This window comes from Synechocystis sp. CACIAM 05 (genome assembly GCF_010222815.1).
In the GTDB taxonomy this organism is placed as follows: domain Bacteria; phylum Cyanobacteriota; class Cyanobacteriia; order Cyanobacteriales; family Microcystaceae; genus Synechocystis.
Genome location: NZ_CP019225.1, coordinates 1888035 through 1914263, shown reverse-complemented (window position 1 = coordinate 1914263; position 26229 = coordinate 1888035). Strand labels below are relative to the sequence as shown.

23 protein-coding genes and 1 pseudogene are annotated in these 26229 nt (G+C 49.2%); 10 read left to right on the top strand and 14 right to left on the bottom strand.

Going from position 1 to position 26229, the window contains the following annotated elements:
• Positions 1–81 precede the first annotated feature (81 nt).
• Positions 82–969 carry a carboxylating nicotinate-nucleotide diphosphorylase gene (nadC, locus tag BWK47_RS09140; protein ID WP_162328408.1) on the bottom strand — a complete coding sequence of 296 codons (888 nt, stop codon included), beginning with the start codon at positions 967–969 and terminating at the stop codon, positions 82–84.
• Positions 970–977: 8 nt separating this feature from the next.
• On the bottom strand, positions 978–1436 hold the full coding sequence (locus tag BWK47_RS09135; protein ID WP_162328407.1) for an NfeD family protein: 459 nt from the start codon (positions 1434–1436) through the stop codon (positions 978–980).
• A gap of 283 nt (positions 1437–1719) precedes the next feature.
• On the opposite strand from BWK47_RS09135, the gene BWK47_RS09130 reads away from it, so the two are divergent.
• The 3 genes from BWK47_RS09130 (at position 1720) to BWK47_RS09120 (ending at position 6052) form a co-directional block, all read left to right on the top strand.
• Entirely contained in the window at positions 1720–1932 is a 213-nt protein-coding gene (locus BWK47_RS09130) for a hypothetical protein (protein ID WP_010873014.1), read from the top strand.
• Positions 1933–2177: 245 nt separating this feature from the next.
• Positions 2178–5282, top strand: a complete 3105-nt coding sequence (gene ppc, locus BWK47_RS09125) for a phosphoenolpyruvate carboxylase (RefSeq protein WP_162328406.1) — start codon at positions 2178–2180, stop codon at positions 5280–5282.
• A gap of 101 nt (positions 5283–5383) precedes the next feature.
• The gene (locus tag BWK47_RS09120; RefSeq protein WP_162328405.1) at positions 5384–6052 is read left to right on the top strand and encodes a response regulator; all 669 of its coding nucleotides are present in this window, start codon (positions 5384–5386) and stop codon (positions 6050–6052) included.
• Positions 6053–6155: 103 nt separating this feature from the next.
• Here the strand turns inward: BWK47_RS09120 and spkB are convergent, their stop codons facing one another.
• Entirely contained in the window at positions 6156–7880 is a 1725-nt protein-coding gene (gene spkB, locus BWK47_RS09115; RefSeq protein WP_162328404.1) for a serine/threonine-protein kinase SpkB, read from the bottom strand.
• 283 nt (positions 7881–8163) lie between these two features.
• On the opposite strand from spkB, the gene pheT reads away from it, so the two are divergent.
• On the top strand, positions 8164–10596 hold the full coding sequence (gene pheT / locus BWK47_RS09110; protein WP_162328403.1) for a phenylalanine--tRNA ligase subunit beta: 2433 nt from the start codon (positions 8164–8166) through the stop codon (positions 10594–10596).
• Here pheT and BWK47_RS09105 read toward each other — a convergent pair.
• The 7 genes from BWK47_RS09105 to BWK47_RS09075 all read right to left on the bottom strand — a co-directional run bounded on the left by BWK47_RS09105 (position 10593) and on the right by BWK47_RS09075 (position 17381).
• Positions 10593–11045 (bottom strand): BLUF domain-containing protein, encoded by a 453-nt coding sequence (locus BWK47_RS09105; RefSeq protein WP_162328402.1) that lies wholly within the window; start codon positions 11043–11045, stop codon positions 10593–10595. The genes pheT and BWK47_RS09105 overlap by 4 nt on opposite strands.
• 142 nt (positions 11046–11187) lie before the next feature.
• Positions 11188–12330, bottom strand: coding sequence for a response regulator (locus tag BWK47_RS09100; protein WP_162328401.1), 1143 nt, complete (start codon positions 12328–12330; stop codon positions 11188–11190).
• A 227-nt stretch (positions 12331–12557) separates the two neighbouring features.
• Complete coding sequence (locus BWK47_RS09095) at positions 12558–13409, bottom strand: putative bifunctional diguanylate cyclase/phosphodiesterase (protein WP_231848029.1); 852 nt, start codon at positions 13407–13409, stop codon at positions 12558–12560.
• Positions 13410–13771: 362 nt separating this feature from the next.
• A complete protein-coding gene (locus tag BWK47_RS09090; RefSeq protein ID WP_162328400.1) occupies positions 13772–15448 on the bottom strand; it encodes an NAD+ synthase in 1677 nt (558 codons plus the stop codon).
• 49 nt (positions 15449–15497) lie between these two features.
• Positions 15498–16226 (bottom strand): NUDIX hydrolase, encoded by a 729-nt coding sequence (locus tag BWK47_RS09085; RefSeq protein WP_162328399.1) that lies wholly within the window; start codon positions 16224–16226, stop codon positions 15498–15500.
• A gap of 32 nt (positions 16227–16258) precedes the next feature.
• Positions 16259–17122, bottom strand: coding sequence for a DNA-formamidopyrimidine glycosylase (locus tag BWK47_RS09080; protein WP_162328398.1), 864 nt, complete (start codon positions 17120–17122; stop codon positions 16259–16261).
• A gap of 34 nt (positions 17123–17156) precedes the next feature.
• Positions 17157–17381 carry a photosystem I reaction center subunit IV gene (locus tag BWK47_RS09075; RefSeq protein WP_010873003.1) on the bottom strand — a complete coding sequence of 75 codons (225 nt, stop codon included), beginning with the start codon at positions 17379–17381 and terminating at the stop codon, positions 17157–17159.
• 586 nt (positions 17382–17967) lie between these two features.
• Between BWK47_RS09075 and BWK47_RS09070 the strand changes: the two genes are divergently transcribed.
• The 4 genes from BWK47_RS09070 (at position 17968) to BWK47_RS09055 (ending at position 22640) form a co-directional block, all read left to right on the top strand.
• On the top strand, positions 17968–19074 hold the full coding sequence (locus BWK47_RS09070; RefSeq protein ID WP_162328397.1) for a hybrid sensor histidine kinase/response regulator: 1107 nt from the start codon (positions 17968–17970) through the stop codon (positions 19072–19074).
• 172 nt (positions 19075–19246) lie between these two features.
• On the top strand, positions 19247–20296 hold the full coding sequence (gene fni, locus BWK47_RS09065; RefSeq protein WP_162328396.1) for a type 2 isopentenyl-diphosphate Delta-isomerase: 1050 nt from the start codon (positions 19247–19249) through the stop codon (positions 20294–20296).
• A 103-nt stretch (positions 20297–20399) separates the two neighbouring features.
• Positions 20400–21308 (top strand): succinate--CoA ligase subunit alpha, encoded by a 909-nt coding sequence (locus tag BWK47_RS09060; protein ID WP_162328395.1) that lies wholly within the window; start codon positions 20400–20402, stop codon positions 21306–21308.
• Between the two features lie 165 nt (positions 21309–21473).
• A complete protein-coding gene (locus BWK47_RS09055) occupies positions 21474–22640 on the top strand; it encodes a sugar phosphate nucleotidyltransferase (RefSeq protein WP_010872999.1) in 1167 nt (388 codons plus the stop codon).
• 77 nt (positions 22641–22717) lie between these two features.
• Here the strand turns inward: BWK47_RS09055 and BWK47_RS09050 are convergent, their stop codons facing one another.
• Positions 22718–23419 (bottom strand): HEAT repeat domain-containing protein, encoded by a 702-nt coding sequence (locus tag BWK47_RS09050; RefSeq protein WP_162328394.1) that lies wholly within the window; start codon positions 23417–23419, stop codon positions 22718–22720.
• Between the two features lie 144 nt (positions 23420–23563).
• Between BWK47_RS09050 and BWK47_RS09045 the strand changes: the two genes are divergently transcribed.
• Positions 23564–23863 (top strand): 2Fe-2S iron-sulfur cluster-binding protein, encoded by a 300-nt coding sequence (locus tag BWK47_RS09045; RefSeq protein ID WP_010872997.1) that lies wholly within the window; start codon positions 23564–23566, stop codon positions 23861–23863.
• A 92-nt stretch (positions 23864–23955) separates the two neighbouring features.
• Here the strand turns inward: BWK47_RS09045 and BWK47_RS09040 are convergent, their stop codons facing one another.
• Positions 23956–24381, bottom strand: a complete 426-nt coding sequence (locus tag BWK47_RS09040; RefSeq protein ID WP_162328393.1) for an FHA domain-containing protein — start codon at positions 24379–24381, stop codon at positions 23956–23958.
• A 5-nt stretch (positions 24382–24386) separates the two neighbouring features.
• Positions 24387–24515: a hypothetical protein gene (locus BWK47_RS17265; protein WP_257793013.1), complete on the bottom strand. Its 129-nt coding sequence runs from the start codon at positions 24513–24515 to the stop codon at positions 24387–24389.
• A 156-nt stretch (positions 24516–24671) separates the two neighbouring features.
• On the opposite strand from BWK47_RS17265, the gene BWK47_RS09035 reads away from it, so the two are divergent.
• Positions 24672–25826: a pyridoxal-phosphate-dependent aminotransferase family protein gene (locus tag BWK47_RS09035; RefSeq protein ID WP_162328392.1), complete on the top strand. Its 1155-nt coding sequence runs from the start codon at positions 24672–24674 to the stop codon at positions 25824–25826.
• Positions 25827–26046: 220 nt separating this feature from the next.
• Here the strand turns inward: BWK47_RS09035 and BWK47_RS09030 are convergent.
• Positions 26047–26229: pseudogene (locus BWK47_RS09030) on the bottom strand (hypothetical protein); the annotation flags it as partial.

Here is a 26229-nt window from a genome sequence, read left to right as displayed (position 1 = left end):
GGCAAGCCGTCACTGCCTATTGAAGATGGCTCGACTTCAGTTTAAGTTTCCGAGGCTAGGGATAAATTTAGCCAGATTTGTTCAATTTCGTACAATTTGCATACTTAAGTCTAACCAGGGAGAACGGGTGATGGGGGCACTGCTGGAGATAAAGTCCACCCCGGTGCTGGCGATCGCCGTAATGTTGGCCAGGGTAACGTTGCCGGAAGCTTCAATGCGGATTAGGGAATTAGCTTGGCGAATTAGCTCCACTGCCTGGGTCATGGTTGCCGTATCCATGTTATCCAGCATAATGATTTCCACCTGGGCGGCGATCGCCTCTTCCACTTCTTCTAAACTGCTGGTTTCCACTTCAATGGCCAGGGGATAGGGTAAATTTTGCCGTAGGGTTTGCACCGCTTGGGTAATGCTTCCCGCCGCTTGGATATGGTTATCTTTGACCATCACCGCATCATCCAAACCAAAGCGATGGTTAATGGCTCCCCCCAAACGACTGGCATATTTTTCCAACACCCGCAGCCCTGGGGTGGTTTTTCTCGTATCGACAAAGCGGGTGGGATAGTCGGCGATCGCCTGGACGTATTGTTTCGTCATGGTGGCAATGCCGCTCAAACCCATAGCTAAGTTGAGAGCAACCCTTTCTCCGGTCAGTAAACTGCCTAAATCCCCTGCCATGGTGGCCACCACCGTACCCGCCGTCACCGTTTGCCCTTCCCCAGCCAAGACCTCAAATTCCATGGAAGAATCTAACAATTGAAAAATACGCGCGGCTATAGGCAATCCAGCTATCACACCGCCTTCTTTGGCCACCCAGCGGGCCTGGCCTCGATGCTGTAAACCGAGACCCTGGGTAGACCAATCTCCCCGGCCAATGTCCTCCGCCAACCATTGCTGGAGCCAAGGATCAATAATTATCCACGGGGGTAAACAGGTCATGGGGGCTGGGTTTGTTACCAAAATTCGCATCACTCTTCTTATCAGAAATTGGGGTGTTGGATGTCTGATCGCCCTGGGAGAGCATTAGCCGGATAAACCAATAACGTATTGCCACTGCGCCCCACCACATAAACCTTTTCATCGACGGCGATCGCCACATCTGGATCCTGACATTCCGCTCGCCAGGAGTTCCCCTCATAGAGCACCCGACCGGTTTCCCCGGGCAAAATAGCTGTTAGACATTGCCCTTCCACTGCATCCTGGAGAATGCTTTTGCGGCTGGGCCGGGGCAGAAAACGCCGCAGTAAAATAATCGACAACACCGATAACCCCAACCAAAAAAGAGACTGGAGCGCAAAACTGCCGGGGACCAATAGGGCCACCCCAGCGGTAGCCACAGCGCTTAATCCCATCACAACGGCCACAAAATCCACTGGGAAGATAACTTCCACAAGGCAGAGTATGGTGCCTGCTACAATCCAGAGATAAACAGGGGACATAGGAAATAGCTTGGGCTTGCGGTTAAAGCCGGAAAATTAGCAACCAGGGGGAAAATGCTCCCCTTCTCCCCAATCCTAACCCAGTCCATTGATTCCCGGTGATGGCAAGTTTGTTGAATTTTCTTTACAATTGTGCTTAAGTTGACAGTCCAGCTCGCCGGAGTTGGGTTAACCTGAAGGTAGTTGAGCTAAGGCCGACAAAATAGCTGTATTTGGCTGTTACCTCAAAGTCACGTCGGACCCCGTTCGTTGCTTCCTGACCACCACTGCGAGATATAAAAATATGACTACTGCTACCCTTGCATCTGCTTCTAACTCTGATTCCGCCATCTGGAACAGTCTCAAATTGGCGATCGCCGATAGCTCCGGTTTCAAATGCTGGCAGGATGATAACGGCGAGGCTGTGGTGTCTAAAACAGAAACTGTGGCCCCTCCCCTGCTGGACGCCCAAGTGCGCCACTACCTTCGTCAAACCCTGGAAACTTTAGCTTACTAAGCGCCACTATTTAGTTTTTGTTCATCTATGGTTGCGGTGATTTTGGCTTTTAGTGTCCTAGTCCATTGTCTTCTTCCTCCCCCTGCTCCAGGGGTTTTTTTCTGCCCTAATCTGGGAGGGGCATCGACAAATCGCTGGCTGTAGCCTGGGATGCGGAGTGAGGTAGGGATAATCCCGTAGTATCTTGTACAGTAGCAACGCATTCTGGATGTTGTTAGCGTCACCATCTTGTCCTAGAGGTTCCCATGAACTTGGCAGTTCCTGCATTCGGTCTTTCCACTAACTGGTCTGGTAATGGCAATGGCTCCAACTCTGAAGAAGAGTCGGTGCTTTACCAGCGGTTAAAGATGGTGGAGGAATTGTGGGAAAGGGTGCTCCAAAGCGAATGTGGCCAGGAGTTGGTGGATTTGCTGACGGAATTAAGGCTTCAGGGTACCCATGAGGCGATCACCAGCGAAATTTCCGAAGAAGTCATCATGGGCATTACCCAGCGCATTGAGCATTTAGAACTCAATGATGCCATCCGGGCGGCTCGGGCCTTTGCCCTATATTTCCAGTTGATCAACATCGTTGAACAGCACTACGAACAAAACGAGCAACAACGGAATCGTTGGGAAGCTTCCCAGGAAACCAACTTCTATGAGCAGGCGGGCAATGAGGAAGAAATGGTCCCCCCATCCCGATTAGGCGCGTCAACGGAACCATTGCCAGTGGGCATTGACCAGAATGAATTGCAAGCTTCTGTAGGTACGTTCCATTGGTTAATGAGGGAGCTAAAACGCCTCAATGTGCCCCCCCAACATATCCAAAATTTATTGGATCATCTGGACATTCGCCTGGTGATCACCGCTCACCCCACGGAAATTGTCCGTCACACCATCCGGCGCAAACAAAGAAGGGTGGACCGCATTCTTCGTAAACTAGATCAACTCCAGGGTTCTGTGACCGGTCGGGACTGGCTCAACACCTGGGATGCAAAAACGGCGATCGCCCAATTAACGGAGGAAATTCGCTTTTGGTGGCGTACCGACGAACTTCATCAGTTCAAACCCACGGTGTTGGACGAAGTGGACTATTCCCTCCATTATTTTGATGAAGTACTGTTCGACGCTGTACCGGAATTGTCCAAACGGTTAGGACAAGCTATTAAAGAAACCTTTCCCCATCTGCGGGCCCCCCGGGCTAATTTTTGTTATTTTGGCTCCTGGGTCGGTGGCGATCGGGACGGCAACCCTTCCGTAACCCCAGAAGTGACCTGGCAGACGGCCTGTTACCAGCGGGGTTTAGTGCTGGGGAAATATTTGTTTAGTTTGGGGGAACTGGTGGCCATTCTTAGCCCTTCCCTCCATTGGTGCAAAGTCTCCCAGGAATTGTTGGACTCTTTAGAACGGGACCGCATTCAATTACCGGAAATTTACGAAGAACTTTCCCTCCGCTATCGCCAGGAACCCTATCGCATGAAGCTGGCCTACGTTACCAAACGGCTGGAAAACACCTTGCGACGTAATAATCGTCTAGCCAACCCAGAAGAACGGCAAACGATGATCACAATGCCGGCCGAAAATCACTATCGCACTGGGGAAGAATTATTAGAGGAATTAAGACTCATTCAGCGTAATCTGACCGAAACGGGTTTAACCTGCCTGGAGTTGGAAAATTTGATTACCCAATTGGAAGTCTATGGCTTTAACCTGGCCCAGTTGGATTTTCGCCAGGAATCTTCCCGCCACGCCGAGGCGATCGCCGAAATTGCTGAGTATATGGGGGTGCTGACCAATCCCTACGAAGAAATGGCCGAAGAAGATAAATTAGCCTGGTTAGGGGTAGAACTGCAAACCCGCCGTCCTTTAATTCCCCAGGAAATGCCCTTTTCGGAGCGAACCAGGGAAACCATTGAAACCCTCCGTACCCTGCGTCATCTGCAAATGGAATTTGGGGTAGATATTTGCCAGACCTACATCATCAGCATGACCAACGATGCCAGTGATGTGTTGGAGGTATTGTTACTAGCCAAGGAAGCCGGATTGTACGATCCCGCCACCGCCTCCAATTCCCTCCGCATTGTGCCCCTGTTTGAAACAGTGGAGGATCTAAAAAATGCTCCGGGGATTATGGATTCTCTTTTCAGCTTGCCTTTTTACCGGGCTACATTGGCGGGCAGTTACCATTCCTTAAAAGAGTTGCAAAGTCAGGCCCCGGATTATTACCAAATTCCCACCACCACAGCCCAACTAAATCCCGGCAATCTCCAGGAAATTATGGTGGGCTATTCCGACAGCAATAAAGATTCCGGCTTTTTGAGCAGTAACTGGGAAATTCATAAGGCCCAAAAATCACTGCAAGCCGTGGCCCAAAAGCATCGGGTAATTCTCCGGCTGTTCCACGGTCGGGGTGGCTCCGTCGGTCGGGGGGGCGGTCCTGCCTATAAAGCAATTTTGGCCCAACCCGCAGGCACCGTAGACGGTCGGATCAAAATTACGGAACAGGGGGAAGTATTGGCCTCTAAATATTCCCTGCCGGAATTGGCTCTGTATAACCTGGAAACCCTGACTACGGCGGTGATCCAAGCTAGTTTACTCAAAAGTAGTTTTGATTTCATTGAGCCCTGGAACCGGATTATGGAGGAGTTGGCCTGCACTGCCCGGCGAGCCTACCGCAGTTTAATTTACGAGGAACCGGACTTCCTCGACTTTTTCCTTGCCGTCACCCCCATTCCCGAAATTAGTGAGTTGCAGATCAGTTCCCGCCCTGCCCGGCGTAAGGGGGGTAAAGCAGACCTCAGTAGCTTGCGGGCCATCCCCTGGGTGTTCAGTTGGACCCAAACCCGTTTCCTGCTGCCGGCTTGGTATGGGGTGGGCACGGCGTTGAAATCCTTTGTGGACCAAGACCCGGTCAAAAATATGAAGTTGTTGCGTTACTTCTATTTCAAATGGCCTTTCTTCAACATGGTGATCTCGAAGGTGGAAATGACCCTTTCCAAGGTGGACCTCACCATCGCTTCCCACTACGTGCAAGAGCTATCTAAGCCAGAAGACCGGGAACGATTCGATCGCCTTTTCCAGCAGATCAAGCAAGAGTATCAATTAACCAGGGACTTTGCCATGGAAATTACGGCCCATCCCCACCTCCTGGACGGCGATCGCTCTTTGCAACGGTCGGTACTCCTACGAAATCGTACTATTGTTCCCCTGGGGCTACTGCAGATTTCCCTACTGAAACGTTTACGCCAAGTAACCCAGGAAGCGGAGACCAGCGGCGTGCGTTACCGTCGTTATTCCAAAGAAGAACTACTGCGGGGAGCCCTGTTAACCATTAACGGTATTGCGGCCGGAATGCGTAATACTGGTTGATCCAGTGATATGGTGCCTAATATTGGGTAAGGACCTGCCCTTGCCTAGACCCTGCTTACTGTGACGAAAAATTATCCCATACCATTGCCAATGTCCTGACCATGGAGAAAATTCGCATTGCCTTAATTGAAGATGAAGATTTGATTCGCCAAGGTTTGCGGGATGCTTTGACCATGGAACCCAGTTTTGAGTGGGTGGGGGAAGCCGCCAATGGCCGGTTGGGATTGGTGATGATGCAACAAACACGGCCCGATGTGGTAATCATCGATATTGGCCTGCCCGACATGAACGGCATTGATGTCACCCAACAGTTGAAAAAAGGCCCGCTCAATTGCCAATGTCGGGTAGTAATTTTGACCCTCAATGACCAAGAAGAAACAGTATTGGCCGCCTTCAGTGCTGGAGCCGATGCCTATTGCATGAAAGATAGCCGCACTGAATTGTTAATTGAAGCGATTCAAGCCACCCATGGTGGTTTTGCCTGGATTGATCCGGCGATCGCCAGAATAGTTTTGGCCCATGCCCCAGGGGCGGAGCCATCGGAACCATCTTCCCCCAGCCGCACCTCTTTGTCCTATGGGTTGACGGAACGGGAGCTGGAGGTTCTGCAGTTGATTGTGGACGGTTGTAGTAATGCCGACATTGCGGAAAAACTCTATATCACCGTGGGCACAGTTAAGACCCATGTACGGAATATCCTCAACAAGCTCTGCGCCAATGACCGCACCCAGGCGGCGGTGAGGGCCATCCGCTCCGGACTAGTTAATTAGGGTTACTGACACTGCTAGTGACGCTCTGGCCCTAAGGGGGAAATGGGAGTTTTTGCCCTAATGCTTGGTTTGGTCAGAAACAGTGGAGATTTTGGACCTAAGCCTATCTCCGCCGACCAGAACCGGGCATAACCGTGCGCCAATTGGTTTTAGCCAATTTCAACTGCTCTGGGGATACTTTGGCTGAACCCAAATCCGCCCCGGAGAAATTGGCCCCCTGGAGATTGGCGTATTTAAAATTAACACCGTTGAGATTTGCTCCCCGTAGATCTGCCCCCCGCAGGTCAGCATAGCCAAAGTAGGCATCGCTCAAATTAGCCCCTTTGAAGATGACATTTTTCAAGCGGGCCTTGCCAAAGTCTGCCCTAGTGAGCTCCGCTTGCTCAAAATTAGCATTGGTCAGATTAGCCTGATAACAATTAATCCCCGGCACAAACGCCTTAGCTAACACTATGCCCACTAAATTCTGATCGGCAAAATCCCGTTTACCCTGGGCATACTCCGCCAAAAAAGTTTTGCCATTCCAACGTTTAGTCTCCGGTTGGTTGGCGATCGCCTGCTTTTCTTCTTCCCGACGGGAAAAGGGTTTTGGGTTAACCATGTTGTAGTCAATCCCCCCTGCCCCAACAGAGCCCCCATCCGCCGCATTGGAGGCAGGACGCACCCTGGTGGCCGGAGACTCAATATTGCTGGTGGCCCTATCCCTGGGACTTGGCCTGGGTTTAGCTGTGCGGGTTTTAATGCCAGTATTCAGGCTAGTGGAACTAGGGTCCCTGGGCTGGACATTGGTGTTAAATCGGGTGGATGGGTCGCCATAGTCTGGAGAAGAACTATTCCCCATGCGGATACCCGTGGCCGGCTCGTCCCCAGCTCCTGTTAGGGTAGTAAAGGGGGTAGAAACCATGCCCTGCATCATGCCATCCTCATAGGTGGGCATCTCCAGGGCATCCAGCACCTGTTGGGCACTCTTGTAACGGTGGCGCACAGAAAGTTCCAACATTTTGCGGATCACTTCAGCAAATTTGCTGGAAACTGTCACATGTTTTTCCCAGTCCATCTCCCCGGTTTGGCTATTGCAATCAATCTCCTTGGGGGTTTTGCCAGTTAGTAAATACAAACAAGTTACCCCGGTGGCATAAATATCACTGGCGTAAACTGGCCGCATGGCCATCTGTTCCGGGGGAGCAAAGCCGGCAGTGCCCACCGCAAAGGCCGTTAAGGCCGTTTGGGCAGAGGTGTTGGAAGAGAGGACCGAATCAATTTGATTTTTCACTGCCCCAAAATCGATCAGCACTAATTTCTGGTCTGTTTGTCGCCTAATGAGGTTGGCAGGCTTAATATCCCGATGAATAACCTTTTGGGAATGGATATAGTCAAGGATAGGTAATATTTCTGTTAAAAATTGCTTGACACTCCCCTCGGTAAAAGTGCCATTTTTTTTCACTTCTTGGTGCAAATTATGGCCCTTAACATACTCTTGCACTAAATAAAACTGGTGATCGTCCTCAAAATAATCCAGTAAACGGGGCACTTGGGGATGATTGCCCACCCGACCCAGGGTCTGGGCTTCCCGCTCAAACAGTTCCTTGGCCATGCGGAACACATTGGGATCATCGGTTTGGGGCCGTAACTGCTTCACCACACAAATGGGAGTCCCCGGCAGTGCCACGTCCGCTGCGGCAAAGGTGGCCCCAAATCCCCCTTTTCCTAATAAACCCAAGGTTTGGTAACGGCCATTAAGGCGCAGACTATTCCCACAGGCCTGGCATACCTGCACATTATTGGGGTTTTTCGGATGGGGACAATTGGGATTAACGCAAAAACTCATTCCGGTTCACCAGATGGTGTGATGTAAGACTAACCTATTAACCTATGCTGTATTAAATTCGTTAAATTTTCCGAGGGTTGATGGGATGGGGAAGGCCACTCTATTTTAGGCTAGTTAGTGGGAAACTTTGGTTCATTGAGCTTCCAGAGCTATAAATTTGTTCCGAAAGTTGTAAACATGACCCGGAGCGGCCTGGGGTAATGCCTTCAGCGATACAATGGATGCCGCTGACGCCATCGCAAACTAAGCAAGCATTAATAAAAATCAGTAGAAAAGGAAACCCATGCGCATCTCTGTCAACTGGCTGCAATCCCTGGTTGAACTTAATTTGTCTCCAGAAGAGCTTGGGGAATTGCTAACGATCGCCGGTTTGGAAGTGGAAGAAATTGAAGACCGTCGGAGCTGGGCGGCAGGGGTGGTGCTGGGGCGAGTAATTTCCCGGGAAAAACACCCCAATGCGGACAAATTAAGCGTTTGCGTGGTGGATATTGGGACAGAGGAGCCTTCTACCATCGTCTGTGGTGCTGCCAATGTCAGGGCAGATATTTTGGTACCGGTGGCCACCCTGGGCAGTTACTTACCCAAAGTAGATCTAAAAATTAAACCCGCCAAGTTAAGGGGGGTAAAATCTTGCGGCATGATTTGTTCCCTAGCGGAATTGGGTCTGAGTAAGGAGTCTGAAGGTATTCATATTTTTTCTGATTTAGATTTGCCCTTGGGTAGTCCTGTGGGGCCCATACTCGGTTTAGACGATGTCATTCTAGAAATTAGCCCCACCGCCAACCGGGCCGATGCCCTCAGTATGGTGGGGGTAGCCAGGGAAGTGGCCGCCCTCACTGGAGGTAAGCTGAGCCTACCGGAGATAAAAGCGGTATCGGTATCCGACCAGGATTTGCCCATTAATGTGACGGAACCCCAGGCTTGTCCTGCCTATGTGGGCACAGTAATACGGGGAGTCAAAGTGGGTTCTTCCCCGGATTGGTTACAACAAAGACTGTTAGCGGCAGGAACTAGGCCCATCAACAACGTGGTGGACGTGACCAATTACGTGCTGTTGGAATGGGGTCAGCCCTTGCACAGCTTTGACCAGGATAAATTGCAAACCCTAGTTGGCCCAGAAGGGTTTGCCCTGGGGGTACGCTTTGCTGAGGAAGGGGAAAAGTTAATTACCCTGGATGACCAGGAACGGACTTTGCAACCCCAAAATTTATTGATTACTGCCAAAGACCAACCAGTGGCGATCGCCGGGGTGATGGGGGGAGCCGCTACAGAGGTGGATGAAAATACCCAAAATATTGTGCTGGAAACCGCCCTATTTGATGGGGTCACCATCCGCAAATCCAGTAAGACCATTAATCTCCGCAGTGAATCTTCCACCCGCTATGAACGGGGCGTAAACCGGTGTGAATTGGAAGTAGCTTTGCACCGGGCGATTGCCCTAATGACGGAATTGGCCGGGGGCACCGTAGTCCGCCAAGGTAAAGCCGATCAGCGGCAAGACCGAGGGGAAGCGATAATTAATCTGCGTTTGGAACGCTTGCAACAATTGCTGGGTGAAGTAAACACCCCCACCGGCATCGGTAATATTACCGCTGAAGATGTGGAAAGAATTTTGACCGATCTGGGTTGTGGATTAACCCGACAATCAGACAGTGACACTCCGGTGTGGGCTGTGACAGTACCCTCCTACCGTCAACGGGACATTGAACGGGAAATTGACCTAATTGAGGAAGTAGCCCGACTGTACGGCTATGACCACTTCTGTGAGCAGTTACCCTCCAATACCATTGCCGGTGGTTTATCCCCCTCCTATCAAGCTGAGTTAGCCCTACGGGAAGCCTGTCGAGGAGTAGGTTTAACCGAGGTAGTTCATTACTCCTTAGTGAAACCCCACGGGTCTGAAGTGATGCTGGCTAACCCCCTCTTTGCGGAATATTCCGCTCTCCGCACCAATTTACTCGATGGTTTGATTACCGCCTTTGCCAACAACCAGGCCCAAAATAATGGGGCTTTGAATGCCTTTGAAGTGGGTCGGGTCTTTTGGCAGAACGAAGGAGACATCGGTGAAGCGGACCACCTGGCGGGCATTTGCGGCGGATCCCAGATTACTGAAGGCACCTGGCCCCAGGGCGGTAAACCCCAACCCATGGGCTGGTACGATGCCAAAGGTTTATTAGAGGCCATCTTTCAGCGTTTCGGGGTAAACGTCACCTACAGTGGCGATCGCCAAGATCCCCGCCTCCATCCCGGTCGCACCGCCCTGTTGAGCTGTAACGGAACAGAGTTGGGACGCTTTGGGCAACTCCATCCCCAATTACGCCGGGAAAAAGGTCTGATTGATGAGGTTTACGCCTTTGAAATCACCCTAACCCCCCTATACCAAGCCATGGAAACCCAGATTCTGGGTACTCCCCATTTCCGTCCTTATTCCCCTTACCCAGCGGTGGCCAGGGATTTAGCCCTCTATGCTCCCCTAGAATTGACCGTCGCAGAACTTACCCAAGCCATGGTTAAAGCGGGCGGCGATTTGCTCGAGCAGGTGGAACTGTTTGATGAATACCGGGGGCAATCCGTCCCCGCCGGACAACGGAGTCTCGCCTTTAGTTTGGCCTACCGGGTCGGCGATCGAACCCTCACCGATGCCGATGTCGAACCCCTACATAATCAAATTCGTGAAGCTTTGACCGAACAATTTGCCGTTAGTTTACGCAGTTAGAGGTCGAGGAAAAAGTTATCGGACAACTCGTAAATCTTGGCAATGTCTAGCAAAAAGTTTAGACATTGTTCCGGGTCCATCGCACTGGGGCGTAGGGTGGTGAAGCCGGAATATTTCAATACCAAAGTCTTAACCTGTTCCGTTGACAAATCATTCACCGTGATCGCTTGCATAGACCAAACCTCGAAGTTTCTTCTTCTGATCGGCACACACTCAATGATCTGGGGGCTGTGGTGGCGTTCATCTTGCACAATCCGGTGGTAGGTTTCATTAACCTGTTCACACTCTCCTTCCAATACCTGCAGAAAAGCCGGCTTGCTGTAGCAGAGCAGTCCGGTAATGCCATTGGCCGGATTATTTCTTTGGGAAGATTCTAAGATATCTTTTAAATCCTGGGGTTGTAAATTGGGAATGCCCTGACTGCTGTAAATCAAACGGTACAAACTCATTTTTGTGCGTAGCTTTTAGCTACTTTGTAATTTTAGGATTAATAATATGGTGGGTTGCTATCTGGATTAGAATCAAGGAAAACAGTACCTGGGAACAGAAATCGCTCCTTTGAAACTGTCTTTTCATCACGCAGAAAAGCCGTCAGGAGTTGGTTTTATTGGTGGGAAGGAGTTTTGCCACCCGGTCGAGTAATTCTTCTGGAACAAAAGGCTCACTTAAGTACCCAGAAGCTTGACAAAGTTTGATACGAATACCGCTGATCAAATTGTCACCTTTCCCCAATAGTAGGATCGGCACATCTTTAAGTTGATTGGACTTACGGCAAAACGAACAGAGTTGATAACCGTTCATGTCCGGCAAGTCAGTATTTATGATAATCAGATTGGGGGGAGAATTCAACAACACCGTTAAAGCCCGAAAGGGATCATCGAGTACTAAGGTTCGATAGCCTTCTTTCTCCAAAGAATAGGTCATCATGCGCTGCTGGACTTCCCTATGGTCAACATAGGCCACCAAAGGGCGGTCATCCGTTTGAATTTCTTGATAAGGCAGCATCTTGATTTCGCCAGTCTTGACCATGGGCTGTAGCATTAATGCCAACTCCAAAGTACTGATTTCCAAATGCCCGGCAATTTCGTATAAGCAATTTAGATTTTCCAAGCAGGTGTGGAAGCGTTTTAGCCAATGTTGGCCATGGAGGTTATTTTTTACCAAATTTTGGCGCAGACTAAGCCAATTTTCCACTAGGGGTCGCTGGAAAGGCGAGTTAATATAGGACCTCAGTTCCCACCAATAGCGAATTTTATGTTTGATGGGGGTAATAGTTTTTTCTAACTCTAAATTTAAAAATAGTTCGCTCAGTTCTTTTTCTTGATTAAAACGATAGGATGTTTTAGGTAAGGAAAGTACCTGAACTAAGGCTTCTTGGCTCGCTTGGGTCAGAATCGAGCGGGTTTGCTGAAAGGAAAAAACATCCTTTTTCCAGAGCCCGGAAAGAAAAATATAATCGTCAGCAATTCTTGATGGCAGTTCAATGCCTTTCTGACGAAGGGTGCTACCAATCAAATAATTAAGTCTTTCGGAACAACCATTGGCGCTGTTGGCCAAGTGAATACGACCATCCCCCAAATAAACTTGCCAATAAACAAATTCGTCAAAGGGGTTTTGTACCACAAGTTTGCCGCTAGCTTTTTGGTTGACGAGGGAATAGAGGAGTTGGGCCGGAATCGCCTGCCGAGTTTGGATATTACCTGGGGAAGAAGTGGACAAAACTGAATTGCTCATTATGGTGCTTGAACAGTGGATGGAAATTTAGAAGGTTGGATTTAATTAATTAGCGGAGCAATTGGCTGATTATTTAATGGTATTGTGTATTGCTGAATTTTGAAGATTTAGACTATTTTGACTAATTTCCCCGGCCTTAGAGACGGCATTGGCCTGGAATCAAGAGTGGAATTTATGGAGTATTTAAATATTAAAAGCATACTAACAACAAATCAAAAACGGATTCTTTAGACTGTAGCTAGGCAGCGAGTTTCCAGAAAGGATGATGTGCGAAAAAAAGCAGTAGTATCTTGATCAGTTAGAGGGCGACTGAAAAGGTAGCCTTGGCCATAGTCGCAATCCATGGATTTGAGCATGGCTAACTGTTCTACACTCTCCACGCCTTCGGCAACAATTTTTAGATCTAGACGATGACCTAGTTCGATAATGCTTTGGAGAATTACCTGATTTTTTTCCCTAGTCAAAAGGTCATCTAAGAACGACTTATCAATTTTTAAAGTCTGGAGAGGTAAATCCTTGAGATAGGAGAGGGAAGAATAGCCGACACCAAAATCATCAATGGCGATTTGTATGCCCATTTCATTTAGTTGATTGAGGCGATTAATGGTTTCCCCTGGTTCATAAAGCATAAGACTTTCTGTCACTTCTAGGGTAATTTGCTGGTAACTTATTTGAGTCTGAGCAACAATACTTTCTATCTCGCTTACTAAGTTCGCTTCCTGTAATTGACGTAGGGATAAATTGACCGATAACTTGAAAGGAGGAATGCCTTGGGAAAGCCAGCGCTGGTATTGAAGGCAGCTTTGTTGTAGTACCCAGTAGCCCATGGGGACAATTAATCCGGTTTGTTCGGCAATGGGAATAAACTCGGCAGGGGAGATAAAGCCTAGGCGGGGGTGGTGCCAACGAATGAGGGTTTCGACTCCCAATAAAGCTCCTGTTTTGATATCAATCTGGGGTTGGTAATGGAGGTGAAATTTTTTTTGCTCCAGGCAATGGGCCATTTCCCAGGCCAGGTTTTGAATTGGGTCATTAAATTGGGGAGAGTTGGGAACTTTACTAACTCCACGGAGAAACAAGGAATTGTTACTAAAATTTGGGATAGGTAAATTACGAAACCATTTTGACAAATTGTCCAACATTGCATGTAGTGAGGAAACAAAATCTAGGGAGGAGTTAGGAAACCAATGGCGGATTTTTTCACCATGGTAAAGCGAGGAATTCATGACATTTGTTCGTTCCAAAAAAGAGAAATTATTGATTTTTAAATAAACGCAATTAAGTTATTCTAAGCAAACGCTAAGCTTAGATGCCAAGTTTGGAGACAATTTGACTGTGGTTATATTTTTTTTACATTAATAAATCCTAACGTAGTCCAGGGAAAAAATTCAATGATCCTCCCGGACTAGTTAGCCCCTGAAATATAGCTTTGCCGCTGAAATTAACTGCCTTGGGGATGGAAAGCTTGGGCAATGGGCATGCGCCAACCACTGCCAAAGGCTCGATCTGTGACTTTCAGTCCCGGGGCGGCCTGGCGACGTTTGAACTCTGACTTTTGCACTAGTTGGCAAATTTTTAGTACGACTTCCCGCTCAAAGCCTGCGTTGATGATTTCCTGGGGAGACTGATGTTTTTCGACTAATCTCCCAAGAATGCCGTCCAAGACATCGTAGGGGGGAAGGGAGTCGGTGTCTACTTGCCCTGGTTTGAGTTCGGCGCTGGGCGGTTTAGTCAGAACGCTGGGGGGAATGATGGTTTGCTCCCGGTTGAGCCAACGGCATAGTTCAAATACTTGGGTTTTGGGGACGTCGGCGATCGCCGCTAGGCCACCGTTCATGTCCCCGTAGAGGGTGCAGTAACCCACCCCTAATTCCGATTTATTGCCAGTGCTGAGAAGTAAATGGCCAAATTTATTGGCGATCGCCATCAGTAAATTGCCCCGGATACGAGACTGGAGATTTTCTTCGGCAAGGCCAAAGGGAGTATCTTGAAAAAGGGGTACTAGGGCCTGGTCATAGGTGGCCATAATCGGCCCAATGGGAATAGTTTGGGTAGTCATACCTAAATTCTTTGCCAAGGCCAAGGCATCCTGAATAGAGTGGTCAGAACTGTAGGGAGAAGGCATCAAAATTCCCAGCACATTTTCTTTGCCCAAAGCTTCCACAGCAATGGCCGCCACTAGGGAAGAGTCAATGCCGCCACTCAGACCTAAAATTGCCTTACTAAAACCGCATTTGTGGAGGTAGTCTCCCACTCCCAATACTAATGCTTGCCACAATTCTTCGGTACCCACCATGGGTAAACTAGCTAACTTTTGCCCAGTTAACTCCCCATTACTTAAGTCATAATTGAGCAGGGCTAAGTCTTCTTGAAATAACGGCGATCGCCCAATAATTTTGCCTTGGTTATTGACAGCAAAACTACCCCCATCAAAAATGAGATCATCATTGCCCCCCACTTGGTTAACATAAATCAAAGGCACATTAAATCTCTTGGCACTGTGGCTAATCAAGGATTCTCGCAGGCAATGCTTGCCACAACTGTAGGGAGAAGCTGATAGGTTAACAACTAAATTCACGCCCTGATCAATCAAATCCATGAGGGGGTTAACTTGATAAAATTTTTGTCCCCAAAAAGCCTCGTCATTCCACAAATCTTCACAAATAGTCACACCAATTTTGACGTTTTTATAGATAAAATATTCACTCTTGGTAGACGAGGCAAAATAACGGTCTTCATCAAATACGTCATAGGTGGGTAGGAGACATTTATGAAACCGCTGCTTTATCTGTCCTTGTTCAATTAATACCGCACTATTCCAAAGTTTTTTTTGTCCTTGGCGTTCTGCCTGGTAGTGGGGAGTAACAGTGCCTACTAAAATTGCTATAGAAGAAGGTATTTTTTCCGCCAGCCGTTGTAACTCTTCTTCCAGTTGTTCGACAAAACTTGGATTAAGTAACAAATCCTTGGGGGGATAACCACAGAGGGCTAATTCCGGCGTTAATAGTAAATCGGCTCCCCTTGCCTGGGCTTGCAGGGCCGCCGTGACAATTTTTTCGGCATTCTCGGCGATCGCCCCAATGGTGGGATTAAGCTGGGCAAGGGCAATGGTAAACATAGTCAGAGGGGCATTATGGTAATTATTACTTTAATCCACCGGAGCCAATTCAGACAAACACTAGGGGTTTATCCCGGAGTGGGGCAAAGGCCCGGGCATCAAAACGAAAAAGACTAGCGGGACGACCTACTCCTTTGCTGATTTTTTGGCCGGTGTCCTTGAGAAAACCTAATTTTAATAAGCGGGAGCGAAAATTAGAATAATCGGCAAAATCTTCCCCTAAAACCGTGGTGTAGAGTTGAAATAAATCATTTAAAGTAAACAATTCTGGCAACACTTCAAAGGCAATGGGGCTGTATTCCAATTTATTACGGAGCCGCTGATAGCCATAGTCAAGGATTTGATTGTGGTCAAAAGCTAAGGTCGGAATGGCCGCCACATTATGCCAACTGACCTGACTCAGATTTTTGCTCATTAACTGGGCATCTTCGTAGCGGATGAGGGCGAAATAGCTGACGGATAGATACCTGACCCCATACTGATCCGGTGCTTCCCTGGGGTCTCGACCGGGGTTACCAAATGTATATAGTTGTTCTAAATAAAGATTTTTGACTGCAATCTTTTCTGATAAAACCCGGTGGGCGGCCCCCTCTAGGGTTTCCCCCATTCTCACTAAGGTGCCGGGAAAACTCCAATAATTTTGATAGGGCTGATCTTCCCGTTTAACTAGTAAGACCAATAAACGATGTAAGTGGGTATCGACGGAAAAAATAACATTATCCACACCCACTTTAAAGTCAGCTAAATGGTTTTGTCGAGGCTGGCCCATCGGATTCATCAATAATTTATTTGACCTATATGCGTCTATATTCACCGCTCTAATTTTGGCTGACACTGGGGACAAAAGTGGGCCGATCGCCCTCCCAATTTAATTTTGGCGATCGCCGTACCACAATGGCGACAGGGTTCTCCTTCCCGACCATAGACCTGGGCCATACCGCCATAATTACCATTGATACCGGTCACCTGACGGTAGTCGCTGAAACTGGTACCCCCCGCTGCAATGGCCGCTGTTAAAGTGGCTTGAATTTGTTGATGTATCAGTTCACAGTCCTGCCGACTAACCTGACTACTGCCCATGGTGGGATGGAGGCCGCAAAAAAACAGCACCTCATCGGCATAAATATTACCCAAGCCCGCCACCAACCGTTGATCCAGCAGGGCATTTTTCAAAGGACGGCGACTGGATTTCAGCTTTTTGTATAGATATTCCGCCGTGAAATCCTCTCCAAAGGGTTCTGGCCCCAACTGTCCCAGCCCCGTCATTACTTCAGCCCAAGGGCGATCGCCTGGTAGGAGCCAGACTTTGCCAAAGGTGCGGGTATCCACAAAACGTAACTCCCACCCGCCCTCAAAATGGAGCACCACCCTTGTGTGTCGTGGTCTCGGCTGATCCCGTTCTGTCCAGAGTAACTGCCCTGTCATGCGTAAATGGCATCCCAACCATCCCGCCGGCCCTGGGGCTTGATTGCTTCTAAGTTCCCCCAGCAAATACTTTCCCCGCCGTTGCCAGCCCACCAAACGACAACCGGTAATTTGCCTCTGAAAATCCTCAACAGAAACGGGGTAGGCAAGACTGCGATCAAGCAACACTTCCCCTCCCCCGATGGTCTGCTCCAGGGTCAAACGATTGAGCCCCCGGCATACTGTTTCAACTTCTGGTAGTTCTGGCACAGTTCAACAATGCAAATTTAGTCCACAGTCAAGACTATTTTGCCGCCGCTTGCACCAATTCCAATTCATTTTCGGCAAAGTTGTTGGTGTTTACCCCGGAAGCACTACCGCTGAAACCGTTGTAGTTCACCCGGTCGAAGCGCACAATCACCGGATAGAGAATGCCGCTTTTCTCCACACTAGCAACCGTGCCAACATCACCGTACCAGTAGGACTCAGTGCGTTTGATTCTAACTTTGTCACCACGATTTAAGGCCATGATTTAATTCCTTAGATAATTGCGATTTGTAAAAAACTATCCCGTTTGCTGGTGTCCCGAGGAAGCCCCAGGCAACAACCCAGCCCACTTAACGCCAAATTCTACCAGCTTTATTCTGCGTCCTCCCCCTTCCCCCGACTTTCCCAAAACAATTCTTTACATATCCCTGCTCCTGGGAGTGGTTCTAGGGAAAAGAGCTTGACCCAATTCCCCTTTCTGGATCATATGGATAGATAATAGAAGCACAATCGACAGTTATGAATAATCTTAAAATTTCCTGGGGTTTCTAGATTTTCTTTAAATCTTATTTTCCTTAAATTTTCCGTAATCTCTTCTTAAAGTTGCTCCCCTACTCCCAAAAACTTGATTCAAGTCCTTTTTACCGCCGCCTAGTATGGAATTTGACTTCATTACTGCTGTTCACTTGAGGGCACAATTGAGTTTGGCGATCGCCTGATATTCTGCCGCCCAGAAAACTCCCCTAACAAAAAAATCATGGTGAGCAAAGAGACATGAGGTAGGAAAATTAGGAAAATAATGGAGAAAGGTCAGAATTATCTACAACATCATTTTTTAAGCGCAACCCATGCCCAAAATTTTGATAATTGAAGACCAACTAGAGGTTAGGCAGAATATAGAGGACATTCTCTCCCTGGAAGACTACGAAGTTATTTCTGCCCCCGATGGTGAAACTGGTCTAGCTTTGGCGAAGCAACATCTGCCGGACTTAATTCTCTGTGATGTGATGATGCCCAGGGTGACGGGATTTGAAGTATTGATGTCCCTACGCCAGGACCCCAACTTGGCGGTTATTCCTTTTATTCTTTTAACAGCAAAGGCAGACCACCACGCATTCCGCCAGGGCATGGAATTGGGGGCAGATGATTATTTAACCAAACCCTTCACCATCGATGAACTGCTCCATGCCATCACCACCCGTTTGGACCGCCATTATCAGCGCCAGGCCATGGTGGAAAACCGCCTGGATAATCTGCGCCAACAAGTTACCCGTTCCCTGCCCCATGAATTATTGACCCCCCTAAACGGGATTTTGGGGACGTCCCAGTTGCTGATTAATTTCTATGATTCCCTCTCCCGCAATGAAGTGATGGAATCGTTGCATGACATCAAAACCTCTGGGGAGAGACTCCATCGTTTGGTGGAGAATTTTTTGTTGATGGCAGATCTGGACCTGCTCTTGGCCAGCCCCACCCGTCTGGAGGTGTGGCAATCCCGGTTGAGTCAATACACCGAACTGCCATTGAGCTTGGCTCCGGTGTTGGAGAATTTGGGCCAGAATCAACCCCGCCGTCAGGATGTGGCAATGATGATTGTGCCCCAGCGGGTTCAGGTGGCGGAGCCAGATTTTCAGAAAATTGTTCAAGAATTGCTGGATAATGCTTTTAAATTTTCCCTGCCTGGTACACCAGTGAAACTGGAGGCCGTGGCTAAAAATGGCACCTGTCACTTGACCATCCGAGACCATGGTAGGGGCATGGCCAAAGAAGAATTAAATTCCATCGGTGCCCATGTACAGTTCCGGCGTCACGAATTTGAGCAACAGGGTTCTGGGCTGGGATTGACCTTAGCTCAACGACTGACGGAACTCTACGGTGGAAAATTGGCGATCGCCAGTGTCCCCGGGGAAGGCACCACCATTACTATCCAGGGCTGGGAATCAGCCTCCATTTAAGACTCCACGGGTAATAGTACTGAAATCGAAATCCCTAATGTTTTTTGGTTTTTCCTAGCAGCACCACAATCTGCTCCTGCCTTAATCCTGGGTTATTTTTAAGTTATTGCTCCACTCCCTCCAGTTGATGGCAAAATTGCTTGCTTGCCGGTATTTGTAATGTAATTCACTGATGGATAGCACCCCCCACCGTAAGTCCGACCATATCCGTATTGTCCTAGAAGAAGATGTGGTGGGCAAAGGCATTTCCACCGGCTTTGAAAGATTGATGCTGGAACACTGTGCTCTTCCTGCGGTGGATCTGGATGCAGTGGATTTGGGACTGACCCTCTGGGGTAAATCCTTGACTTACCCTTGGTTGATCAGCAGTATGACCGGCGGCACGCCAGAGGCCAAGCAAATTAATCTATTTTTAGCCGAGGTGGCCCAGGCTTTGGGCATCGCCATGGGTTTGGGTTCCCAACGGGCCGCCATTGAAAATCCTGATTTAGCCTTCACCTATCAAGTCCGCTCCGTCGCCCCAGATATTTTACTTTTTGCCAACCTGGGATTAGTGCAATTAAATTACGGTTACGGTTTGGAGCAAGCCCAGCGGGCGGTGGATATGATTGAAGCCGATGCGCTGATTTTGCATCTCAATCCCCTCCAGGAAGCGGTGCAACCCGATGGCGATCGCCTGTGGTCGGGACTCTGGTCTAAGTTAGAAGCTTTAGTAGAGGCTTTGGAAGTGCCGGTAATTGTCAAAGAAGTGGGCAATGGCATTAGCGGTCCGGTGGCCAAAAGATTGCAGGAATGTGGGGTCAGGGCGATCGATGTGGCTGGAGCTGGGGGCACCAGTTGGAGTGAAGTGGAAGCCCATCGACAAACCGATCGCCAAGCGAAGGAAGTGACCCATAACTTTGCCGATTGGGGATTACCCACAGCCCTGAGTTTGCAACAGGTGGTGCAGAATACTGAACAGATCCCGGTTTTCGCCAGCGGCGGCATTCGTTCCGGCATTGATGGGGCCAAGGCGATCGCCCTGGGGGCCACCCTGGTGGGTAGTGCTGCGCCGGTATTAGCAGAGGCCACAGTCAACGCCCAAAGGGTTTATGACCATTACCAGGCACGGCTAAGGGAACTGCAAATCGCCGCCTTTTGTTGTGATGCCGCCAATCTGACCCAACTGGCCCAAGTCCCCCTTTGGGACAGACAATCGGGACAAAGGTTAACTAAACCTTAAGGGACATTTTGCTCTGGTTGACGATACAGTGAAGCTTGGACTGGTTGACCCCGATAGCTGCGGAGTAGGGCATCAAGCCACAGTTTTCCTTTAATAATCCCCCATGAAATGGCATAAAGAGAGCAAAGTATTACTACAAGGAGTACATCATCCCCTCGGTTTAACCTACCTGGAACAGATGCGGAGTTGTGGGACCAAGCTGGTGGCGGGGGTAAGTCCAGGCCATGGGGGAGAAATAATTGGGGATTTGCCGGTATTTGATTTGGTGGATTTAGCCGTTAAAACCGTCGGCCCCGTGGACATTAGCTTAATTCTCAATCCCCCCTACCGAGTTTTGGATGCAGCCCTAGAGGCGATCGCCGCAGGCATTCGTCAACTAGTAATTGTGTCCGCTGGAGTCCCCCCCCTGGATATGATTACTCTCCTGCGGGAAGCCCAAGCTACCCACACCCTGATCCTTGGTTCCGGTAGTCAAGGCATTATGATCCCCCAACAGTTTTCCGTCGGCACCCTCGACCCCAATTGCTATCTACCCGGGCCCATCGGCATTATTAGCCACTGCGATCGCCTCACCGACGACATAGCCCAAACCTTAAGCGCCGCTGGCTTGGGACAATCCATGGTGATCAGTCTAGGCACCGACGGTCTCAATGGTTCCAACTTTGAGCAATGGCTCCAGGTGCTAGAAGAAGACGAACAAACGGCAACTATTTTATTGCTGGGGCAACCCAACAGTAACGGGGAAATGCGGGCGGCGGATTATGTGGCCTCGGCCATTGAAAAACCAGTGGTGGCCTATTTGGCAGGACGGGGCGCAAAAATCAAACGACACTTTGGCGATTCCCTCACCATTGTGGCCAACCAACTGTCCCATAAACGTCCCCTTCTAACCAGCGTTGAGCAAACGGTACAAGCCTTTGAGAACGCTAACATTCCGGTGGCGGAAGCCCCCTGGGAGCTACCCATTTTTTTGCCCCTAGCCATGGAAAGTCGCCATTTGGGCACTGATTAGGGCAAAGATGATGGAGATAGATTCTGCTTTCCCGCTAGCGGTCACCATGGGGTTAGTTACTCCTCCAAGCTTTCAGCTATGCTTATTGGAGTAGTGAGAAGAATCTTGATAGACTGGCGGGTGAGTTATGCCAACTTGTGTGATTGAGTTTGAGGAAAATTGTTGATGAAAGCCATGATTTTGGCCGCCGGCAAGGGCACTCGGGTCAGACCAATCACCCACACCATTCCTAAGCCGATGATCCCGATTTTGCAAAAGCCCGTGATGGAGTTTTTGCTGGAGTTGTTGCGCCAACATGGTTTTGACCAGATCATGGTCAATGTGAGCCATCTAGCGGAGGAGATAGAAAGTTATTTTCGGGATGGCCAAAGGTTTGGTGTACAAATAGCCTATTCTTTTGAAGGCAATATTGTTGATGGTGACCTGGTGGGCAAGGCCTTGGGATCAGCCGGGGGACTGAAGAAAATTCAGGAGTTTAATCCCTTTTTTGACGACACCTTTGTGGTGCTTTGCGGCGATGCGCTAATTGATTTAGACTTAACCACTGCGGTTAAGCTCCACCGAGAAAAAGGGGCGATCGCCACCATTATCACCAAGACAGTGCCCCAGGAATTGGTATCTAGCTATGGGGTAGTGGTCACGGACGACAACGGCAAAATTTTAACTTTCCAGGAAAAGCCAGCGGTGGAAGAAGCCCTGAGCACAGAAATTAACACGGGCATTTATATTTTTGAGCCGGAAGTAATCGACTACATTCCCTCTGGCCAGGAATACGACCTGGGAGGGGATCTATTTCCCAAGCTGGTGGACAGCGGCCTACCCTTTTATGCAGTCAATATGGACTTTGAGTGGGTGGACATTGGCAAAGTGCCCGACTATTGGCAGGCTATCCGGGGAGTGCTTTCCCGGGAAATTAAAAATGTGCAAATTCCCGGCATTGAAGTTAGACCGGGGGTTTATACAGGCATCAACGTAGCCGCTAACTGGGACAACATTGAAATTGAGGGTCCAGTTTACATTGGCGGCATGACCCGCATTGAGGACGGGGTAAAAATCATCGGCCCTTCCATGATTGGCCCCAGTTGTCTGATCTGCCAGGGGGCGGTGGTGGACAACAGTGTAATTTTTGAGTATTCCCGTTTAGGTCCCGGGGCCCGTCTGGTGGATAAGTTGGTGTTTGGTCGTTACTGTGTGGATAAAACCGGAGCGGCGATCGATGTGCAAGCAGCAGCGTTGGATTGGCTAATCACCGATGCTCGCCATGCCGCTGTGCAATACCGCCAAGAATACCCATCCCAAAGGGAAATTTCCAAGCTTCTCCAGCCGGAATAATCGCAGAAGAGAACTGGGGGGAATTGTTTTTCTCCGGTTGCAGACTTTGATTAGACAAGGGAAAAGAAACAGAAAACCTAGCTAAGCAGGTCTAATTTTTGCAAGGACAACTGGGCCGCCTGGGACACCTGGGGGTGCTCATCCTTGACCATGAAAGTCAAAGCAGAACGACTCTGGTCGCAGGGCAAATTTCCCAGGGCCTCCGCTAATCTTTGGCGAATTAACCAGTCCTCATGGGATGCAAAGGCCAAAATCGCATCTACTGCATCCACGGCACCAATTTCCCCCAGGGCCGCGATCGCCGCTTGTTGTACCACTGCTTCGTCACTTTTCAGTGCTTCCAGCAAGACCGTTTGAGCCCGAATATCCTTTAAATTACCCAGGGCCACCGCCGCACTGAACCGCACCAGCCATTCCGTATCTTCGTAAAAAGCCCGGCAGAGGGGATGGAAAGCCCGTTCGTCTTCTAAATAACCCAGGGCCCCCGCGGCATCGGCCCGGATGCCATAATCCCCATCGGTTTCCAACAGCTTAACCAGAATGGGATAGCATTCCTCGGTTTGCTTAATGCCCAGGGCAAACACCGCCATGGAACGCACCTGCAAAGTGTCGTCATCTAAAACTTTTTTAATCAGGGGCACCGCCTCCTCACTGGAATAGGGTCTCAGGGAAGCTAGGGCAATTAGGCGATCGCGGGAATTGGGGCTGTCGAGTTGGCTGGCAATTTGTTCGAGGGTCAGGGCTGTCATGGCTGGGTTTCTGAGAATTTCTTCTGCCATTGTAACAAAACTTTATAAAGCTATCCTGGTACTTCTCACCGGCGATCGGTCGGTAAACCCCCCACAGACAAAATCTCCCCGGGCAACATAATCCCGTAAACTTTCTTAATATAGTTTGTCCCCTGAGGACAGGAGGAAATTGCAGTGACCATTACCTTTGTTAAAGAGCAGAAGGATATTGTTGTGGCCCAGGGTGCCAACCTACGGGAAAAGGCCCTGCAGAATGGCGTTGATATTTATACCTTGAAAGGAAAACTGATGAACTGCGGCGGCTACGGCCAATGTGGCACTTGCATCGTGGAAATCACGGCAGGTATGGAAAATCTTTCCCCGAAAACCGACTTTGAAAATAGGGTATTGCGCAAAAAGCCCGACAATTTCCGTCTCGCCTGTCAAACCTTGGTCAATGGGCCGGTGAGTGTAAACACCAAACCCAAAGGCTAGGGGCGATCGCCGGAGGCCAAGGGCTGGATAAGGGCTGGATATGATGTCATTCAACATCCGGAGGTAAGATCATCAACTACTTAGTCGGACCACTAGTTGATGATGGTCTCTTTGGAATCCCCAGGGTGGAGACGGCTGGATTTTTGTTCTTCCCCTGGCCCAGTAGGGGAACTATCTTGTTGAGCTAGTTCCTGTTCCAGGGTACTGAGTTCAGACTGAAGCCTAATCTGTATTTTGGGGCCGGAACTGGCTAAGCGTAGAACCATGCCATCCTTGAGGACAAGCTTTTCCACCGTTTCCGCTTCTATATAGGTGCCATTAGCTCCCAAGTTAATGGCGACCCAAGCTTCCTCTTCCCGTCGGAGTTCTAGATGATGCCGGGATACTACAGCACTATAAAGTACAACATCGTTATCCGCCGCCCGACCCACACGGATGGTTTGTTCCGATTCAAAGGTCCAGCTCTGGACAGCAACGCTTTTACCCGGGAGAAGGAGGGTGAGGGTGATGGCGGCCATTCAAGTTATGCGTGCATTTGATTAATCGTTTCCCATTGTACGGTCTGTCCTGCTTTTGCACCTAGGTAATTCTGGTGGAGGCGATCGCCCCAGAGTCCTCTTAAAACCACGCCAATGGCAGTCAAGGAAGTCAAGCTGGGGCCACAGCACAGATTTTGCCAGCGCCATGTTTTGGTAATATGGGAAGCCTAACTATCATGCCCAATAACTCCGGCATTGATAACAATTACCGACAAATTAACCCTAGAAAATTACCTGACTGCGTTTAGCGAAGGGGAGGATTGACCGCGATGGATAATAAGCAAATGTTGATGATTCCGGGGCCAACTCCCGTACCAGAAAAAGTTTTGTTGGCCATGGCGAAACATCCCATTGGCCACCGCAGTGGTGACTTTAGCAAAATCATCGCTGAGCTGACGGCAAACCTCAAATGGTTACATCAAACTGAAAACGACGTGTTGATGCTGACTACCAGTGGCACGGGGGCTATGGAAGCGGGCATTATCAACTTCCTCAGCCCTGGCGATCGGGTATTGGTGGGCAATAACGGTAAATTTGGCGATCGTTGGGTCAAGGTGGCCAAAACCTTCGGTTTAGCAGTAGAAGAAATTAAAGCCGAATGGGGCAAAGCGTTGGACCCCAATGACTTCAAAACCTTGTTGGAAGCGGACAACGATAAAACTATTAAAGCTCTGATCATCACCCATTCCGAGACTTCCACCGGAGTCTTGAATGACTTGGCCGCCATCAATGCCGCTGCTAAAGCCCATGGTGGGGCGTTAATGATTGTGGATGCCGTAACCAGTTTGGGCGCTACCCCCGTGGCGATCGATGAGTTGGGACTAGACGTGGTGGCATCCGGTTCTCAAAAGGGTTATATGATTCCCCCTGGATTGGGATTTGTTTCCGTAAGTGCCAAAGCTTGGCAAGCCTACGAAACCGCCACCATTCCTCGCTTCTACCTGGATTTGAAAAAATATAAAAAATCCACAGATGAAGATAGCTCCCCCTTCACTCCCCCCATCAACCTAATGTATGGGTTGCAAGCGTCTCTGCAAATGATGAAAGCGGAAGGCCTAGATGCTATTTTTACCCGCCATCAACGCCACACCAATGCGACCCGGGTGGCCATGAAAGCGTTGAATTTACCGCTATTTGCCCCCGATAATGCGGCCAGTAATGCCATTACCGCCGTTGCGCCCCTGGGAGTGGAAGCGGAAAAAATTCGCAGTACCATGCGCAAAAAATTCGACATTGCCATGGCCGGTGGGCAGGATCACCTGAAAGGAAAAATCTTCCGCATTGGGCACCTGGGTTTTGTTTGTGACCGGGATATCCTCAGTTGCATCGGGGCCTTGGAAGCCACTTTGATTGAACTAGGTTATGAGGGCGTGACCCCTGGCTCTGGAGTAGCCGCCGCCGCTGGGGTTTTGGCTAAAGGTTAATCACCTGACAAAGTCTTAAACCAGCAATATTAACAACGGCGATCTCCAAATATCGTCACAGAGGGGGGTAAACCAGGGAATGAACAATTCTGACCTTGGATTTATCTCCTCTTTTTTTGTGACTGTATTTGGCCAGTGGGATTAACTGGAGTCATGTTCACCGAGCCGGTTTTCAAAAGAACTGATAGGGTGAAAGCATTTGGACGTAGGGCTTAGATTTTTATTCAGGAGAGTTCCAAGAAAGTAATGAGAGGTGCCAGCCCCGCAGTAGTTCTATGTTACCATTAATCCTGGATTTGGCAAATATTGCCATGGTGATATCAACCATGTGGGCTGACCTGGAGACAACTTTCGTGCGGCGATGAAATCTAGCAAACCAATGGCGATTATCTGAGTTGTTTCT

Bases quoted from the DNA above. Each gene is read 5' to 3' on its own strand.
- BWK47_RS09135 (WP_162328407.1), bottom strand. From the start codon at position 1,436: ATGTCCCCTGTTTATCTCTGGATTGTAGCAGGCACCATACTCTGCCTT.
- BWK47_RS09130 (WP_010873014.1), top strand. From the start codon at position 1,720: ATGACTACTGCTACCCTTGCATCTGCTTCTAACTCTGATTCCGCCATC.
- ppc (WP_162328406.1), top strand. From the start codon at position 2,178: ATGAACTTGGCAGTTCCTGCATTCGGTCTTTCCACTAACTGGTCTGGT.
- BWK47_RS09120 (WP_162328405.1), top strand. From the start codon at position 5,384: ATGGAGAAAATTCGCATTGCCTTAATTGAAGATGAAGATTTGATTCGC.
- spkB (WP_162328404.1), bottom strand. From the start codon at position 7,880: ATGAGTTTTTGCGTTAATCCCAATTGTCCCCATCCGAAAAACCCCAAT.
- pheT (WP_162328403.1), top strand. From the start codon at position 8,164: ATGCGCATCTCTGTCAACTGGCTGCAATCCCTGGTTGAACTTAATTTG.
- BWK47_RS09105 (WP_162328402.1), bottom strand. From the start codon at position 11,045: ATGAGTTTGTACCGTTTGATTTACAGCAGTCAGGGCATTCCCAATTTA.
- BWK47_RS09100 (WP_162328401.1), bottom strand. From the start codon at position 12,330: ATGAGCAATTCAGTTTTGTCCACTTCTTCCCCAGGTAATATCCAAACT.
- BWK47_RS09090 (WP_162328400.1), bottom strand. From the start codon at position 15,448: ATGTTTACCATTGCCCTTGCCCAGCTTAATCCCACCATTGGGGCGATC.
- BWK47_RS09085 (WP_162328399.1), bottom strand. From the start codon at position 16,226: ATGAATCCGATGGGCCAGCCTCGACAAAACCATTTAGCTGACTTTAAA.
- BWK47_RS09075 (WP_010873003.1), bottom strand. From the start codon at position 17,381: ATGGCCTTAAATCGTGGTGACAAAGTTAGAATCAAACGCACTGAGTCC.
- BWK47_RS09070 (WP_162328397.1), top strand. From the start codon at position 17,968: ATGCCCAAAATTTTGATAATTGAAGACCAACTAGAGGTTAGGCAGAAT.
- fni (WP_162328396.1), top strand. From the start codon at position 19,247: ATGGATAGCACCCCCCACCGTAAGTCCGACCATATCCGTATTGTCCTA.
- BWK47_RS09060 (WP_162328395.1), top strand. From the start codon at position 20,400: ATGAAATGGCATAAAGAGAGCAAAGTATTACTACAAGGAGTACATCAT.
- BWK47_RS09055 (WP_010872999.1), top strand. From the start codon at position 21,474: ATGAAAGCCATGATTTTGGCCGCCGGCAAGGGCACTCGGGTCAGACCA.
- BWK47_RS09050 (WP_162328394.1), bottom strand. From the start codon at position 23,419: ATGGCAGAAGAAATTCTCAGAAACCCAGCCATGACAGCCCTGACCCTC.
- BWK47_RS09040 (WP_162328393.1), bottom strand. From the start codon at position 24,381: ATGGCCGCCATCACCCTCACCCTCCTTCTCCCGGGTAAAAGCGTTGCT.
- BWK47_RS09035 (WP_162328392.1), top strand. From the start codon at position 24,672: ATGGATAATAAGCAAATGTTGATGATTCCGGGGCCAACTCCCGTACCA.